Origin of the sequence: Mycobacterium simulans (genome assembly GCF_900232995.1) — a bacterium.
Taxonomy (GTDB): domain Bacteria; phylum Actinomycetota; class Actinomycetes; order Mycobacteriales; family Mycobacteriaceae; genus Mycobacterium; species Mycobacterium simulans.
This window is the reverse complement of the sequence record NZ_OCVX01000003.1, coordinates 3,202,447-3,218,614: the sequence shown is the minus strand read 5'-3', so window position 1 is coordinate 3,218,614 and position 16,168 is coordinate 3,202,447. Positions and strand designations below refer to the sequence as shown.

General features: G+C 65.0%; 14 protein-coding genes. 5 read left to right on the top strand and 9 right to left on the bottom strand.

Annotated features, from left to right (window positions below):
* Nucleotides 1–58: 58 nt before the first annotated feature.
* Nucleotides 59–1,486: a PPE family protein gene (locus tag MSIMFI_RS15335; RefSeq protein WP_191497842.1), complete on the bottom strand. Its 1,428-nt coding sequence runs from the start codon at nucleotides 1,484–1,486 to the stop codon at nucleotides 59–61.
* 168 nt (nucleotides 1,487–1,654) lie between these two features.
* Here MSIMFI_RS15335 and MSIMFI_RS15330 point away from each other — a divergent pair, with 168 nt between their 5' ends.
* The 3 genes from MSIMFI_RS15330 to MSIMFI_RS15320 all read left to right on the top strand — a co-directional run bounded on the left by MSIMFI_RS15330 (nucleotide 1,655) and on the right by MSIMFI_RS15320 (nucleotide 4,124).
* Nucleotides 1,655–2,461, top strand: coding sequence for a class I SAM-dependent methyltransferase (locus MSIMFI_RS15330; protein ID WP_191497841.1), 807 nt, complete (start codon nucleotides 1,655–1,657; stop codon nucleotides 2,459–2,461).
* A gap of 140 nt (nucleotides 2,462–2,601) precedes the next feature.
* Entirely contained in the window at nucleotides 2,602–3,462 is an 861-nt protein-coding gene (locus MSIMFI_RS15325) for a PfkB family carbohydrate kinase (protein WP_191497840.1), read from the top strand.
* A gap of 41 nt (nucleotides 3,463–3,503) precedes the next feature.
* Nucleotides 3,504–4,124, top strand: a complete 621-nt coding sequence (locus MSIMFI_RS15320; RefSeq protein ID WP_186243895.1) for a methyltransferase family protein — start codon at nucleotides 3,504–3,506, stop codon at nucleotides 4,122–4,124.
* Here MSIMFI_RS15320 and MSIMFI_RS15315 read toward each other — a convergent pair whose 3' ends face one another.
* Complete coding sequence (locus MSIMFI_RS15315) at nucleotides 4,125–6,167, bottom strand: NAD(+) synthase (RefSeq protein ID WP_191497839.1); 2,043 nt, start codon at nucleotides 6,165–6,167, stop codon at nucleotides 4,125–4,127.
* Between the two features lie 59 nt (nucleotides 6,168–6,226).
* Between MSIMFI_RS15315 and MSIMFI_RS15310 the strand changes: the two genes are divergently transcribed.
* Nucleotides 6,227–7,075: an NAD-dependent protein deacetylase gene (locus MSIMFI_RS15310; RefSeq protein ID WP_224770195.1), complete on the top strand. Its 849-nt coding sequence runs from the start codon at nucleotides 6,227–6,229 to the stop codon at nucleotides 7,073–7,075.
* On the opposite strand, the gene MSIMFI_RS15305 is transcribed toward MSIMFI_RS15310, so the two are convergent.
* A complete protein-coding gene (locus MSIMFI_RS15305) occupies nucleotides 7,038–8,294 on the bottom strand; it encodes a cytochrome P450 (RefSeq protein WP_191498207.1) in 1,257 nt (418 codons plus the stop codon). The genes MSIMFI_RS15310 and MSIMFI_RS15305 overlap by 38 nt on opposite strands.
* Before the next feature lie 76 nt (nucleotides 8,295–8,370).
* Here MSIMFI_RS15305 and MSIMFI_RS15300 point away from each other — a divergent pair, with 76 nt between their 5' ends.
* Nucleotides 8,371–9,003 (top strand): TetR/AcrR family transcriptional regulator, encoded by a 633-nt coding sequence (locus MSIMFI_RS15300; RefSeq protein WP_186243898.1) that lies wholly within the window; start codon nucleotides 8,371–8,373, stop codon nucleotides 9,001–9,003.
* A 2-nt stretch (nucleotides 9,004–9,005) separates the two neighbouring features.
* Here the strand turns inward: MSIMFI_RS15300 and proB are convergent, their stop codons facing one another.
* The 6 genes from proB to ndk form a co-directional block, all read right to left on the bottom strand.
* On the bottom strand, nucleotides 9,006–10,112 hold the full coding sequence (gene proB / locus MSIMFI_RS15295) for a glutamate 5-kinase (protein WP_191497837.1): 1,107 nt from the start codon (nucleotides 10,110–10,112) through the stop codon (nucleotides 9,006–9,008).
* Nucleotides 10,112–11,551: a GTPase ObgE gene (gene obgE / locus MSIMFI_RS15290; protein WP_191497836.1), complete on the bottom strand. Its 1,440-nt coding sequence runs from the start codon at nucleotides 11,549–11,551 to the stop codon at nucleotides 10,112–10,114. Before obgE ends, proB begins: the two co-directional genes overlap by 1 nt.
* A gap of 90 nt (nucleotides 11,552–11,641) precedes the next feature.
* Complete coding sequence (gene rpmA, locus MSIMFI_RS15285) at nucleotides 11,642–11,911, bottom strand: 50S ribosomal protein L27 (protein ID WP_085253213.1); 270 nt, start codon at nucleotides 11,909–11,911, stop codon at nucleotides 11,642–11,644.
* A 47-nt stretch (nucleotides 11,912–11,958) separates the two neighbouring features.
* Nucleotides 11,959–12,270, bottom strand: coding sequence for a 50S ribosomal protein L21 (gene rplU / locus MSIMFI_RS15280; RefSeq protein WP_186243901.1), 312 nt, complete (start codon nucleotides 12,268–12,270; stop codon nucleotides 11,959–11,961).
* A 180-nt stretch (nucleotides 12,271–12,450) separates the two neighbouring features.
* Nucleotides 12,451–15,330, bottom strand: a complete 2,880-nt coding sequence (locus MSIMFI_RS15275; protein WP_191497835.1) for an Rne/Rng family ribonuclease — start codon at nucleotides 15,328–15,330, stop codon at nucleotides 12,451–12,453.
* 327 nt (nucleotides 15,331–15,657) lie between these two features.
* A complete protein-coding gene (gene ndk, locus MSIMFI_RS15270; protein WP_191497834.1) occupies nucleotides 15,658–16,068 on the bottom strand; it encodes a nucleoside-diphosphate kinase in 411 nt (136 codons plus the stop codon).
* Between the last annotated feature and the right edge of the window lie 100 nt (nucleotides 16,069–16,168).

The following is a 16,168-nucleotide window of genomic DNA, read 5'->3' as shown; positions in this document are numbered from 1 at the left end:
CTGATCTCCTCATTCACTTCGTTTTGGCTCGCTCTCGGGATACTGCTGAATAAGGTGACTAAGAGCTCCTCCTGTTCGCCCCCGGTATTTCGTCGTCGGTTACCCATGTCGCAGGGAGGAGCGGGACGCCATGGCTTGTGCCGTCGGCGGAAAGGTGGACCACTCCGGCGGCGTGGGTGCCAAGCCTGACGGCGGTGCCGGCAAAACCTAGGGGGCCCGCGCCTCGCCTACTTGCCATGGATGAAGTGGATTCGGCGTCGGCATCGATAGCGTCGTCCATAGTTGCGTGCGGGAACTCGTCGCGGTAGCCGCGCGCCCCGGCTCGGATCTTGCGGCGATGTATGCGGCGCGCTCGTGCGGGGGCCGCCGAGTGCTTTCTTGCTGCGGCGCTGGCTCCGATGGTGTCAGTAAGGGTGTCAGGCGATTTCGCGCCGGATTTGGGGTTCGAACTGGCCCCCGGGGGCGCCAGGCCGGGCACCGCGTAGCCGATGACGGGTGCAGGTACAGCGCCGTCGACCGGGGCCGACGCGGGTGCGCCCGGTGCCGAGTTGCTCGTTGCTGAGACGCCGCTCGCGGCGGCCGATGTGATGGGCGCTACCCCGACACCCATGTCGGGACCAACGTGGTGGCCGGCGCTGGGCGCTACGGCAACAGGAATCAGTCCGACCGAGGGCCCGGTGTCCAACAAATAGCTGAACGCGCCAACGGCGCTGAGTGCGCTTAGGGCGGGAGTGAAGAAGGGGAGCAGCAGGAGAGAGTAGGAGGCGTAGTAGGGGTACCACAGGACGTCATACAAGAACAACGCAATGACGGCAAGGACAACCGCAGCCGCGGGGCCGAATCCGAGTCGTTCGAAAAACTGTAGAAAATACTTGAAGGGATCGGCGATGAAATTCAAGATGTCCCTGATGAGTTGGGCGATTGAACTCCATACGTCCCGCTGGTCACCTCGGGCTTCGCCACCGGGCGCAAGGATGGGTGGCGCTGGTGGGGTAGGCGGTGTTCCTGAGGTCGCCGCCTCAGTGATGGCTTGATAGGTAGCCATGATGTCGGCGGCTTGGATCCACATCCTGGCGTAATCGGCTTCGTTGAGGGCTATGGGAACGGTGTTGATGCCGAAGAAGTTAGTGGCGACGAGAACGCCGTGGACTGCGTGGTTGGCGGCCAGTTCGGTCAGCGTGGGCATGGCGGCGAGGGCGCTGCTGTAGGCGGCGGCGGCCGTCTCGTGGTGTGCGGCGGTGACTGCGCTACCGATCGAGGCGTGCTCGAGCCAGGCCAGATAGGGGGCATGCGCAGCCACATACTGCGCGGCGCCGGTTCCGTGCCAGCTGCTGGCCTGTACCTCGGCCAGCAGCTGGCTCAACTCGGCGGCTACGTGACTGTATTGATTGCTGAGTTCTTGCCATTGCGCGGCAGCCGCAAGTAATGATCCCGGACCTTGTCCAGCGCTCAAGAGAGTCGAGTGCACCTCCGGCGGCATAGCCATCCATATCGGGGCTATCAGGGCTACACCTCCTTTTCGCGTCGCTTGCGGTGTAGTCGGCCAAGCGAGGCAAAAAGTTCCCGCGGCGCCAGAGATCGTGTGTGATCCTTGCCCGGAACGGCGAGATTATGGGGAACGGCCCTTGAACTCTGCACTGCCTATAGTGCATCCATGCCAGTCATTGACGCCCGTCATCTCGACGGCATATCCGAAACTGCGCTTCTTACACTGCATCAGCGCGCGACCGAGGCCATCCGACCCGACGGCATCATCGACGACCCGATGGCTATCGCCCTGCGCGACAGCCTCGACTATGACTACCACCACTTCGGCCGCACACACCAAGCTACCGCTCTTCGGGCCTTGGCATTCGACAACGCATCCCGCGAGTACCTCGACGGCTATCCGCGTGCCACCGTCGTCGCCCTGGCAGAGGGGCTGCAGACCAGCTTTTGGCGCCTCGACAACGGCGAGCTGACCTGGCTCTCGGTGGACCTTGAGCCAATCGTGCGGCTACGCCAGCAACTGCTCCCGGTATCGAACCGGTTGCGCTACTGCGCTCAGTCCGCACTCGACTACTCCTGGATGGACTGGGTCGACGACACCAACGGCGTGCTGATAACCGTCGAGGGTCTGCTCCAATACCTGGAGCGTGATGTGGTGTTCGACCTAATCACGGCCTGTGCCAAACGATTTCCCGGTGGCCAGTTGATCTTCGACAGCATTCCTTGGTTCTTGAGCGCGTATTCGCGACGCGGCATCAAACTCAGTAAGCATTACACCGCACCCACGATGCCGTTCTCGTTCACCGCCAATCAGTACGACGAAATGCGTGCTATCACCGGCATCCGCGCGGTGCGCGAGCTACCGGCGCCCCAAGGGCGTGGCAAGTTGTTGCGGTGGGCCATTCCGCTGATCTACCGGTTGCCCTACCTCGACCGGCTCCGGGCCCCCACAACACTCGTCGAATTCGGTTGATTCGGCGGCATTCAGCACGCGGAAGGTTGACGAGCTTCGGGGCGAAAGCATCACACGCCAACCACATGTTGGGCGAAAACTTTGTCTGACCCTGGAAGTGTCCATTGTGAAAGCCGGCGCGAGTCCATAACCTCGGCGGAATGGCGACGCGAGTATGCGTAGTGGGCAGCGTGAACATGGACCTGGTGTTTGAGGTGGCCGCGCTGCCACGCCCGGGTGAGACGGTGCTGGCGTCCACTTTGACGCACGTGCCCGGCGGCAAGGGCGCCAATCAGGCCGTGGCCGCCGCGCGCGCGGGCGCGCGGGTGCAGTTCGTCGGCGCGTTCGGCGACGACCCGGCCGCCGAAACGTTGCGAGCCCACCTGCGGGCCAACGCCGTTGGAGTCGACGCAACCATCCGGGTACCCGGACCGACCGGAACCGCCGCCATCGTGGTCGATGCCAGCGCGGAGAACGCCATCGTGGTGGCTCCGGGTGCCAATGCGCACCTGAAGGTGACCCGGATCCCCACCTGCGATGTGCTATTGACCCAGTTGGAGATTCCGGCGATGGCCGCGCTGGCCGCGGCACGGGCGGCCAGGGAGGCCGGTGCAGTCGTCATCGTCAATGCGTCACCGAGCGGGCAGGATCCCGCCGCCCTGGCCGAATTGGCTGCCGTCGCAGACGTCGTGATCGCCAACGAGAGCGAGGCCGATGACTGGCCTTATCAGCCAACCCATTTCGTGGTTACGCTCGGTGCGCGCGGGGCCCGATACGCCGGCCCGGACGGCAGGTTCGAGGTACGCCCGCCGGCTGTGACACCCGTGGACACCACCGGCGCGGGTGACGTGTTCGCGGGGGTGCTGGCCGCGGACTGGCCGCCCAACCCCGGCTCACCGCGCCAGCGGCTCCGCGCGTTACGGCGCGCCTGCGCGGCAGGTGCGATCGCTACGCTGGTGCCTGGCGCCGGCAACTGCGCACCCGACGTCGAAGGAATCAACGTGGCGGTGCCGGAGAACTAGCACGCTGTACGAATACGGATCTCGATGTACTGTTACTGATTATGTCAGCGACGACCGCGGCCGACATCGCCCTGGCACTCTTGGTGGCGTTCAGTGTGCTCGGATTCGGTTGGCGCAGTTGGCTGCAGCATCGGCGCACCGGATCGGCCGGCTTCCGCGGCATCAACGGCCGGTTCGGGTCGCCGGAATGGCTGGCCGGGGTGGGCTTCGTGGTCGCACTGCTGGTGAGTGTGACCGCTCCGATCCTGCAGCGGCTCAATCTCGTTGAACCCATTGCCATCTTGCGCGCGATCTGGATTCAGATCGCCGGAATACTCATTGCGGTGGCCGGGATCGTAGTCACGGTATCTGCGCAGCTCGCGATGGGCGATTCGTGGCGGATCGGGGTTGACGAGGAGGAAACCACCGCGCTGGTGCACACCGGTCTATTCGGGTGGGTACGCAATCCCATCTACACCGCAATGCTCGCGTTCTCCCTCGGGATTTCCCTGGTGACGCCGAATCTTGTTGCGTTTGCCGGATTTGCCTTGCTCGTCACAACGATCGAACTGCACGTGCGTTTGGTGGAGGAGCCCTATCTATTGCGCACCCACGGCGATGCTTACCGCGCCTACACGGCTAAGGTGGGCCGCTTCATTCCGGCGGTTGGCCTGATCCGCTAGCTAGCTTTCGGGCACGTCGCGTTCGATTTGGTCGAGCCAAATCCGCGCGGACATGTCCGACGGGGCGCGCCAATCCCCCCGCGGCGACAACGCCCCTCCGTGTGACACCTTGGGCCCGTTGGGCAAGGCCGACCGCTTGAACTGGCTGAACGAATAGAATCGCTGGACGAAAACCTGCAGCCAATGCCGGATCTCGGACAGTGAATAGGAAGGGCGTTTGTTCTCCGGGAAGCCGGGCGGCCAGTTGCCACGGTCCGGGTCGCTCCAGGCGTGCCAGGCCAAGAAGGCGATTTTCGACGGCCGGAAGCCGTACCGCAGAACCTGGAACAGTGAGAAGTCCTGCAGGACGTAGGGTCCCACCTTCGCCTCGCTGCTTTGCAGTTCTTCCTCTTCACCGGTTGGAATCAGTTCGGGGGTGATCTCGGTGTCCAGGCCCGACTGCAGCACCTCGCTCCCCTTGTCATCGAATTCCCCCGCCGAGATCACCCACCGGATCAGATGCTGGATCAGTGTCTTTGGCACTCCAGCGTTGACGTTGTAATGCGACATCTGGTCGCCGACACCGTACGTCGACCAGCCCAGCGCCAGCTCGGACAGGTCGCCCGTGCCCAACACGATGCCGCCGCGCTGGTTGGCTAATCGGAAGAGATAGTCGGTGCGCAGGCCGGCCTGAACGTTTTCGAAGGTGACGTCATACACCTTCTCGCCACGCCCGAACGGATGACCCATCTGGTGAAACATCAGCGTGGCGGCGTCGCGAATATCGATCTCCTCGAAGGTGACACCCAGCGCGCGTGACAATTTGATCGCGTTGTTCTTGGTGCGCTCACCAGTGGCGAATCCGGGCAGCGTGAACGCCAGAATGTCGCTACGTGGACGGCCTTCGCGGTCCATCGCGCGGGCCGCGACGATCAGCGCGTGCGTTGAGTCCAGGCCACCGGACACCCCGATGACCACCTTCGGGTAGTCCAGTGCCCGCAGTCGCTGTTCGAGCCCCGATACCTGGATGTTGTAGGCCTCGTAGCAATCCTGTTGCAGCCGTTGCGGATCGGCCGGGACGAACGGGAACCGCTCAACACTGCGCAACAGTCCGATATCGCTGGCCGGCGGATCGACGCGAAACTCGATGCGGCGGAACGAATCCGCCAACGCCCGGTGGTGACGCCGGTTGTCGTCGAAGGTGCCCATGCGCAGCCGCTCCGATCGCAGCAACTCGGTGTCGACGTCGGCAACCGAACGGCGCTCTCCCCTGGGGAAGCGCTCGGACTGCGCGAGTAGCACCCCGTTCTCCCAGATCATGGTCTGGCCGTCCCACGCCAGGTCGGTCGTGGACTCACCCGCGCCCGCGGCGGCATAGACGTAGGCCGCCAGACAGCGCGACGACGCCGAGCGGGCGAGCAGGCAGCGGTCCTCGGCGCGGCCGATGGTGATCGGGCTGCCGGACAGGTTGGCAAGCACCGTCGCACCCGCTAGCGCCGCCTCTGCGCTGGGCGGCACCGGGACGAACATGTCCTCACAGATTTCGACGTGCAACACAAAACCGGGCAGGTCCGACGCGCTGAACAGCAGGTCCGGGCCGAATGGTGTCTCGGTATCGCCGATCCGGATGATGCCGTACTCGCCGTCTCCCGGTGCGACCTGGCGTCGTTCGTAGAACTCTCGATAGGTGGGCAAATAGGACTTGGGCGCCACGCCGAGCACGGCGCCGCGGTGGATGACGACCGCGGTGTTGTAAATGCGGTGCTGACGACGCAGCGGCGCGCCAACCACCAAAACCGGAAGTAGACCAGCGGACGCGGCGACGATCTCGAGAAGCGCATCTTCGACACCGTCCAGCAAGGCATCCTGCAGCAAGATGTCCTCGATGGAGTAGCCCGACAGCGTCAGCTCGGGAAAGACCGCCAGCGCCACGCCGTCGTCGTGGCACTCGCGCGCCAATCCCAGTACCGCCGCCGCATTGGCCGCGGGGTCACCAATGGTCGTGTGGTTCGTGCACGCGGCAACGCGCACGAACCCGTGCTGGTATGCGGAATAGAAGCTCATTGCCTTCCATTGTCGCCTGGCCGGGCCCGGAGACCGAATTTGCCCCTAAGCTCGGCCTTGTGGAGTCGCCTGAGCTCGTCGCCGTACTGGCCGGTCGCCGGGTCGCCGTGTTGACCGGAGCGGGGATCTCCACGGACTCGGGCATTCCCGACTATCGAGGCCCCGATTCGCCGCCCAGCAACCCCATGACCATTCGGCAGTTCACGTCAGATCCGGTTTTCCGGCAACGGTACTGGGCGCGCAATCACGTTGGCTGGCGACACATGGACGACACCCGGCCCAATGCCGGGCATCGCGCGCTGGCCGCGCTGCAGCATGCCGGCGTGGTGATCGGCATCATCACGCAAAATGTCGACCTGTTACACACCAAGGCGGGCAGCACCAGCGTGATCAATTTGCACGGCACCTACGCCCAGGTGACGTGCTTGAGTTGCAGCTACACCGTCAGCCGGGCCGCGCTGGCCGAACGGCTCGAGGCACTCAACCCGGGATTCATCGAGCGCGCCGGGGCCGTCGGCGGGTTGGCCGTCGCCCCGGACGCGGACGCCGTGGTTTCCAATACCGCCTCGTTCCGCTATCTCGATTGCCCGTCTTGCGCCGGAATGCTCAAGCCGGACATCGTCTACTTCGGCGAAACCGTTCCCAAAGAACGTGTGGCCGAAGCCTATTCGCTGGTTGACCAAGCTGATGCGTTATTGGTCGCGGGCTCGTCGCTTACCGTGTTCTCCGGCTACCGGTTCGTACGCTACGCCGCGGGACTCGGCATCCCGATCGGGATCGTCAACCGGGGCCGTACCCGCGGTGACGACTTGGCCACCGTCAAGGTCGACGGCGGGTGTTCGGAGTTGCTGGTGCTGCTGGCTAGTGAGCTCAAAAGCTGCAGGGCATGCTGCGGATCGCGTGAATAAAGTTGCCCGCCAAGTACTCCGGATCGCCGGCCCGAATGTCGGGCAGCTGCCGGAGCAGCTCGCCGAAGATGGCGCGCAGCTGCGCGCGGGCGACATGAGCGCCCAGACAGAAGTGCACTCCGCCACCGCCGAAGCTTACGTGCGGGTTGGGACTGCGGCTCAGGTCGATGCGCTGCGGATGGTCGAATGCCTCGTCGTCCCGGTTGCCGGACGCATAGAACATCACTACTTTCTCCCCCGCCCGGATGGTTTGGCCGCCCAGCTCGAAATCCGTTGCGGCCGTGCGGCGGAAGGTCATGACCGGGGTGGCCCAGCGGATGAATTCCTCGATCGCGGTGCCGATGCGGTTGTCGAAATCGTCGAGTAGCCATGCCTTCTGGTCGGGGAAGTCGGTAAGCGCCTTCATCGCGTGGCTGGCGGTCTGGCGGGTGGTGTCATTGCCGGCTACGGCAAGCAGCACGAAGAATGCCGCCACATCGGCGTCGGTGAGCCGCTCCCCGTCTACTTCCGCGTTTACCAGGCCGCTGAACAGGTCATCGCCAGGATTTTCACGACGCTGTGCGGCCAGCGTGCTGGCAATCTGATGCAGATAGATTTGGTTCTCGACCAACACTTGCAGCGCGTTACGTCCGTCGAGATAGACGGGATCGCCCCAAGACACCAGCGCATCGGCCGCGTGTGCCACCTGCTGACTTTCGGATTCCGGAATTCCCATGATGTCCGACAAGGTGCGGATGGGTAGTTCCTTGGCGCAGTGGTCGACGAAATCGGCGCCGCTGCCCGCCGCGCGGAACTCCTCGACAATCGTCTTGGCGTTGGTCTTGATCGAGTCCTCGATACGGCGAACCTGCCGCGGGGTGAAGGCAGCGCTTACGAGCTTGCGCAGCTTGGTGTGTCGCGGTGGGTCCATCGCCAAGAAGGACTGCGACGCCTCGAGCAGATCCTCGGGGACGTTCTCGAACATCACCCCCTTCCCGGACCGGAACACCTCGTTGTTGCGGCTGACCGTGACGATGTCGGAACGTCGGGTGACCGCCCAATAGCCGGGATCGTTGGGATCGTGCATCAGGGCGTCTTCGACGGGCGGATGCCAGCTCACCGGCCGCTCGGCCCGCAGCACGGCGAATGATCGCTCCCGCTCGGCCGCGGTCTTGGACCAAAACGTACGCGACGACAGGTCAACCGCATCGTAGGGCCGGCTGCCCGTCATCGTGGTCATCGACGTCATGAAACGTGACCTTATGCCTAGACAATATGTCTAGTCAATACGTCAGCATCTCGGCTATGCTCAGCAGATGCCATCGGTCACCCGCAAGCCGCAGGCCAACCGCCAGCAGCGGCGAGAACAGATGGAGCGACGATTACTCGACGCCACCGAACGGCTGATGGGCGAGGGGGCCAGTTTCACCGAGCTCAGCGTGGATCGGCTCTCGACAGAGGCCGGCATCTCACGAGCCAGCTTCTACATCTACTTCGAGGACAAGGGCCACCTGCTGCGGCGCCTCGCCAGTGAGGTCTTCGGCGATCTCACCAGCCGCGCCGAACGCTGGTGGGCGGTGGCCTCGCAGCACAATCCAGACCAACTCCGCGCCGCCATGGCCGGCATCATCGAGAGCTTTCGCCGTCACCAGGCCGTGCTTGTCGCGCTCAACGAGATGGCCGCCTACGACCCGGCAACCGCGCAGACCTACCGAGACCTGCTGACCGCCATCTCCGCGCGAATGGCCGGTGTCATCGAGAACGGCCAGGTCGAGGGCTCAATCCGCCGGGAGCTCCCCGCGGCCACCACCGCCAGCGCATTGACCTGGATGGTCGAGCGGGCTTGCCAACAGAACCTGCCGACGAGCCCACCCGACTACGACACTGAGCTGGCCGCAACGCTAGCCGAAATCATTTGGGGTGCACTGTATCTCGAACGCGCCCGGTGACACTACACGGCCACCAGGTCGTCGGCGTGCACCGCGGGCCGCCGCAGCTCGCCGGGCAAGTCCGACGTGGACCTGCCCATCATGGTGGCAAGCTCGGTCGCGTCGTAGGCAACCACGCCACGGGCGACCATGGCCGCGTCCGGTCCCACCAATTCGACGACGTCACCCCCGTAAAACCGGCCCGACACCGCCGTGATACCCGCCGGGAGCAGCGAGCGACGCTGCCGCACAACAGCACGCACCGCGCCCGCGTCGAGCGTCAGCGAACCGGCCGACTCGGCTGCATAACGCACCCAGAATCGTCGTGCCGACATGCGCTCGGGCCGGGCGGCGAACACCGTGCCCACCGACGCGTCAGTGAGCGCGGTCGCGGCATCGGCGGCCGGCGCTAACAGCACCGGCACCCCGGCATCGGCGGCCAGCAATGCCGACGACATCTTCGACGCCATTCCGCCGGTACCCAAATGGCTACTGCGGCCGGCGATTACATCGACCAGATCCGCGGGCCCGGACACCTCGGGAATGAACCGGGCGCCGGCCTTCTTTCGGGGATCAGAGTCGTAGAGCCCGTCGATGTCAGACAGCAAGACTAGGGCATCTGCGCCCACCAGATGGGCCACCAATGCCGAAAGGCGGTCGTTGTCACCGAAGCGAATCTCGTTGGTGGCCACCGTGTCGTTCTCGTTGACGATCGCCACCGCATGCAACGACCGCAGCCTGTCCAGGGTGCGCTGGGCGTTGGTGTGCTGCACTCGCATCGAAATGTCGTGCGCGGTCAACAGCACCTGGCCCACCGTTCGGCCATACTTGGCGAACGCCGCGCTCCACGAATTCACCAGTGCGACCTGGCCGACACTGGCCGCCGCCTGCTTGGTCGCCAAATCATTTGGGCGACGGGATAATCCGAGCGGTTCGATGCCGGCGGCGATTGCACCCGAGGACACGATGACAACGTCGGAGCCCGCCTTCATCCGCGCCTCGATCGCGTCGGCGAGTTCGGCAAGGCGGCTGGCGTCGAACATCCCCGACGCAGTGGTGAGCGCCGTGGTCCCGACCTTGACGACGAGACTGCGCGCGGTGCGGACGGCTTCGCGGTGCGAGGTGGCCATTAGTGCTCACCGCGTTCCCGGCGCTGCCGCCGGGCCGCCTTGCGTTCGGCGGCACCGACCCGCTCGTTGCGTTCCAGCCGCGCATCGGTGCCGCGGCCGGACATCGCGACGTGATCCCCCGCTGGGGTTTGTGGCTCCCAGTCGAAGGTCATCTCACCGATGGTCACCGCGCAGCCGGGTTTGGCACCGAGTCGTAGCAGTTCCTCCTCGACGCCCAGGCGAGCGAGGCGGTCGGCGAGATAGCCGACGGCTTCGTCGTTGTCGAAGTTGGTCTGTCTGATCCACCGCTCGGGCCGGGCGCCGGTTACCACGAAGCCGCCCTCCCCGTCCGGCTGGACCATGAATCCGCTGTCGTCCACGGGCACCGGACGAAGCACCGGCCGGCGCGGCACCGATTGTGGCCGCGCGGCGTTGTACTCGGAGATCATCTGCCATAGCCCGAAGATCAAGGGCTGCAGGTTTTCCCGGGTAACGGTCGACACGCAGAACACCGGCCAGCCACGTTCTGCGATCTCGTCGCGGACAAACTCGGCAAGCTCACGTGCCTCAGGGACGTCAATCTTGTTGAGCACCACGGCACGCGGCCGCTCGGCAAGGTCACCCAGCGTCGCGTCCCCTTGCAGCGTGGGTGTGTAGGCCGCGAGTTCTGCCTCCAGCGCGTCGATGTCGGAGATCGGGTCGCGGCCCGGCTCACCCGTGGCGCAGTCCACGACATGCACCAGCACCGCGCAACGCTCGATGTGCCGCAGGAAATCAAGGCCCAGACCGCGGCCCTGCGACGCGCCCGGGATCAAACCGGGAACATCGGCGACGGTGAACGCGTGCTCGCCGGCCGAGACAACGCCAAGATTGGGGACCAGGGTGGTGAACGGATAGTCGGCAACCTTCGGCTTGGCCGCCGAAATCACTGACACCAGCGAGGATTTTCCGGCCGACGGGAATCCGACCAGGCCGACATCGGCGACGGTCTTGAGCTCCAGCGTGAGGTCACGGGCTTGCCCCGGCTCACCGAGCAGTGCGAAGCCCGGCGCCTGGCGGGCGCGTGACGCCGGCGGGGCGTTGCCCAGTCCGCCGCGCCCGCCAGCGGCGGCCTCAAACCGGGTGCCCGCGCCAACCAGGTCTGCAAGTAGCCGGCCGTTTTCGTCCAGCACCACGGTGCCGTCCGGAACCTTGACTTCCAAGTCCGCACCGGCGGCGCCGTCGCGGTTGTTGCCCATCCCCTGCTTGCCCGACGGCGCGCTGATATGCGGACGGAAATGGAAGTCCAGCAGGGTGTGCACTTGCGGATCGACGACGAAGACGATGCTGCCGCCGCGGCCGCCGTTGCCGCCGTCGGGGCCGCCCAGCGGCTTGAATTTCTCGCGATGGACCGACGCGCAGCCGTTACCGCCGGATCCCGCTCGCGTGTGGATGACGACCCGATCGACGAACCGAGGCATCGAGGTCCCTCTCAGCTGTCGCGTTCGCCGAACGTGCAGCCAGTGCGAGATTTGCCTCGAATTCTCGCGGTGAGTGCACGCTCGCGACTCTCAGTCGGTCGCCTGTCCGGCGCCACCGACGATGCTCACGGTCTTACGTCCGCGCTTGACGCCGAACTCCACCGCACCGGCGGCCTTGGCGAACAAGGTGTCATCGCCGCCGCGCCCGACATTAACGCCCGGATGGAATTTGGTGCCGCGCTGCCGGACCAGGATCTCGCCGGCCTTGACGACCTGGCCGCCGAACCGCTTGACGCCCAGCCGCTGAGCGGCGGAATCACGACCGTTGCGCGAGCTGGAAGCGCCCTTCTTGTGTGCCATTGTTGTGGACTCCGCTCAGTGTTGTCTGTTCTTCGCCTGACGGCTCATCACGCGATGCCAGTGACCTTGAGGACCGTCAATTGCTGACGGTGTCCCTGGCGCTTGTGGTAGCCGGTCTTGTTCTTGAACTTGTGAATCCGGATCTTGGGGCCCTTGGTGTGTTCGAGCACCTCGCCGGTCACCGCGACCTTGGCCAGGGCCTTGGCATCGGTGGTGACTTTGGCGCCGTCGACGACCAGTGCGACGGGCAACGACACCTTCGCCCCAGGCTCGGACTCGAGCTTCTCGACCTTCACCACGTCGCCGACGGCAACCTTGTATTGCTTGCCGCCGGTCTTGACGATTGCGTAGGTCGCCATCGTGGGTGCACCTCTGCTTACTGTCGTGGGCACGCATCACCGGTTGCGTGCGCGTGGTGGGTCTGGGTCACGGGAGTCTGGGGCCGCGGCCTCGTACATCCCGCTGTCGTCGGCTGGTGGCCTGACGACAACTGTCCAAGGGTACGTGACCAGCGGCTACAGGGTCAAACCGGCGCCTCGTCAGTCCGCGTGGATCGGCGGGCCGGCCGGCCTGCCGGCGGCCCGCCGCCGGCGCGGACGTTCGGCAACCGTCGCGGCAACGACCGGGTGATTCGAGCCGTCGGGAACTGCTGCATCGTCGGCGTCGAATTCTTCCTCACCGTTGCCGGAGTCATCGTCGTCGGAGTCGTCGGAATCTTCATCGTCTGAATCGTCGGAATCGTCGGAATCTTGATCGTCGGAATCGTCGAGATCGAGGTCCTCGTCATCAAGGTCCTCGTCGTCGAGCTCGTCGGCGTCATCGAGGTCCTCGTCGTCGTCGAGCTCGTCCTCGTCTTCCTCGGTGTCCTCGGTGTCCTCGACGTCCTCGAAGTCTTCCGTCTCGTCGAGGTCAGCGCCGACCTGCTCTTCGGTCTGCTCATCGAGCTCTTCGGCGAGTTCCTTGACGGCGATGTCGGATTCCTCGTCACCACGATCAGCCAACGACCCCGCGGCCATCGCCTTGAACATCGGATGCTCGCCCGGAGCGTGCGCAGGAACCTTGGCAACGACGCCCTTCTCGCTGGGCTCTTCGGATCGGCTCTTTTTCGACCGTCGGCCCCGGCGACCACCCGATTCAGACTTGCGTCCGGTCGCCGCGGCCGAATCGACCGGGTCGGCGTGCAGCAAGATCCCACGGCCGGTGCAGTTGGGACACGAGGTCGAGAATGCCTCGATCAGGCCGGTTCCTAATCGCTTCCGGGTCAGCTGCACCAGACCCAGCGACGTCACCTCGGATACCTGATGGCGGGTGCGGTCCCGCGCCAGCGATTCGGTCAGCCGACGCAACACCAAATCGCGGTTGGACTCCAGCACCATATCGATGAAGTCGATGACCACGATGCCGCCGACATCGCGCAGCCGCAGCTGTCGCACTATTTCCTCGGCCGCCTCGAGGTTGTTCTTGGTTACGGTCTGCTCGAGGTTGCCCCCGGACCCGGTGAACTTGCCGGTGTTGACGTCGATCACCGTCATCGCTTCGGTCCGGTCGATCACCAGCGTTCCGCCGGACGGCAGCCAAACTTTGCGGTCCATCGCCTTGGCCAGTTGCTCGTCAATGCGGTGCACCGCGAACACGTCCGGGCCCGACTGCCCATCCGGCCCGGTGCTGGCTTCGTACTTGGTCAGCTTCGAAACCAGGTCGGGGGCAACAGAATTCACGTATTCATTGATCGTGTTCCAGGCTTCGTCTCCGGAGACGACCAGTCCGGCAAAGTCCTCGTTGAACAAGTCACGGATCACCTTGACCAGAACGTTAGGTTCCTCGTAGAGGGCCACCGCGGCACCCGCGGCCTTCTCCTTGGTCTCGGCTGCCTTGGCCTCGATCTGGCTCCAGCGCTCCTGCAGCCGGGCAACGTCAGCGCGGATGTCGTCTTCCTTGACCCCTTCGGACGCGGTGCGAATGATCACGCCCGCGTCCGAGGGCACCACCTCGCGCAAGATCTCCTTGAGCCGTTGGCGTTCGGTGTCGGGTAGCTTGCGACTGATGCCGGTCGACGATGCACCCGGCACATAAACCAGGTAACGACCCGCGAGCGACACCTGCGTGGTCAGCCGGGCACCTTTATGCCCGACCGGGTCCTTGCTGACCTGGACGACGACGTAGTCGCCGGGTTTGAGGGCCTGTTCGATCTTGCGGTCGGCCCCGCCTAGTCCAGCGGCTTCCCAATTGACTTCACCGGCGTAAAGCACGCCGTTACGGCCGCGTCCGATGTCGACGAAGGCCGCTTCCATCGACGGCAGCACGTTCTGCACGATTCCGAGGTAGATGTTGCCCACCAAGGACGCAGAGGCCGCAGAAGTCACGAAATGCTCCACGACGATGCCGTCTTCGAGCACGGCGATTTGGGTGTATCGCTCGCCCGGATGCGGTGGCTCGGTGCGGACTTTGTCGCGCACCACCATTACCCGTTCGACGGCCTCGCGACGGGCCAGAAACTCGGCCTCGCTCAACACCGGTGGGCGGCGCCGTCCGGCGTCGCGTCCGTCGCGGCGGCGCTGTCGCTTGGCTTCCAGCCGAGTCGAGCCGTCGATGCCCTTGATCTCGGTGCCACCGCCTTCGCCGCTGTCCGAGTCGCCGGACTTACCGGCGCGCGGCGCGCGTTCGTGCACAACGGTGTTGGGCGGATCGTCGGGCGCCGGCCCGTCGTCGTTATCTTCGCCGGCAGTCGACTTCCGGCGCCGCCGGCGGCGGCGACGACGATTGCCGCCTTCCGCCGAACCGTTCTCGTCCTCGCCGCTGTCTCCGAAGACATTGTCTTCGGAGTCGCTGCCATCGACGCCGTCGGATTCGGCGGAGTCCGCTCGCGGCCGCTGGTCAGCCTGGCCGTCGGCGTCGTCATCCCCCTGGGTCTGACCGTCGGGTCCGCCCTGCTCACCGCGTCCGCGACCACGTCCCCGACGGCCACGACGCCGCCGCCTGTTGGCCGGACGGTCGGTCTGCTCGTCGTCTGCACCGAAGTCGTCGCCCTCGTCGGCGGCGGAGTCGTCGCCAGTGTCCTCATCGGCTGCGACCGGTTGCGGAGAAACAAACAGCGGCATGTAGTGCGGCCGCTCTACGGCGGATTCCGGCGACCGCGACTCGGGTTCCCCGGCTGCGGTAACCGCTGGACTGCCGATGCCCGGGATGTGCTCTAAGGGCTTGGCGAATAGCAGATCACGTACCCGGAGTGCATCTTCAGGGTCCACGCCGGAGTGCACATTGCGAATCTGCACGTTGAGCTCGCTGAGCGCTTCCAGCACCTCACTGGTGGTGTTACCTAGCGCTCGGGCGAGCTGATGGACTCGCATGCGGCGGTCCGGCAGTTCGTCGTCCTGGGTCGACTCGTTTGCTGGGTCTGAAGATAGGGCATCGTCTACCACGTATTCTCCTCAAGCCCCCGGGCGCGTCCTATCGACGCGGCCACGCGAGGGCTTCGCTATGTGCCCGGGTTACTTCTCCCGAGCTTGTGATGGTCTCGCCCCGAGCGGCTCAAGGAAGAACACACTCGGCGCCGTACTGAATGACGGCTCGACATGCCGCGCCGCATCGCGGGTTGGCGATGGTCGCGCTTGTCTAAGTCTTCATTCGGGTGTCTGACGCCGGTCCGGCGACGTTCACCCGCAGCCAGTATCCCACATCACCGTGTGGGTTCACTCTCGCCTTAGCTGGATGCCCCGCAATCGACCACAGGGCCCCGGTTTGCGGCGCTAAACGCCGGGAAACCAGAGCGCGATCTCGCGCTGGGCTGACTCGGCCGAATCGGAGCCGTGCACCAGATTGAATTGCGTTTCCAGACCGAAATCACCCCGGATGGTGCCCGGCGTGGCCTGGTTCACCGGGTCGGTGCCCCCGGCGAGCTGCCGAAACGCCGCGATCGCTCGAGGTCCCTCAACGATCGCCGCCACTACCGATCCTGAGGTGATGAACTCCAGCAGCGATCCGAAAAACGGTTTGCCCTCGTGCTCGGCGTAATGACGGCTGGCCAGCTCATCGCTGACTTTCCTGAGCTCCAGCGCCGCGATAGTGAGGCCCTTTTGCTCGATGCGGCTAATGATCTCGCCTATCAACTGACGTTCGACGCCGTCAGGCTTGATCAATACGAGGGTCCGTTCGGTCACGGTGCCCAACAATAAATGGCCGGGGGTGCAAGCCCAAACCTTGGTGCCCGACCAACTGCACCAAGGCCGAACTTCCCGGAACTGACCGACCCCGTCGGCC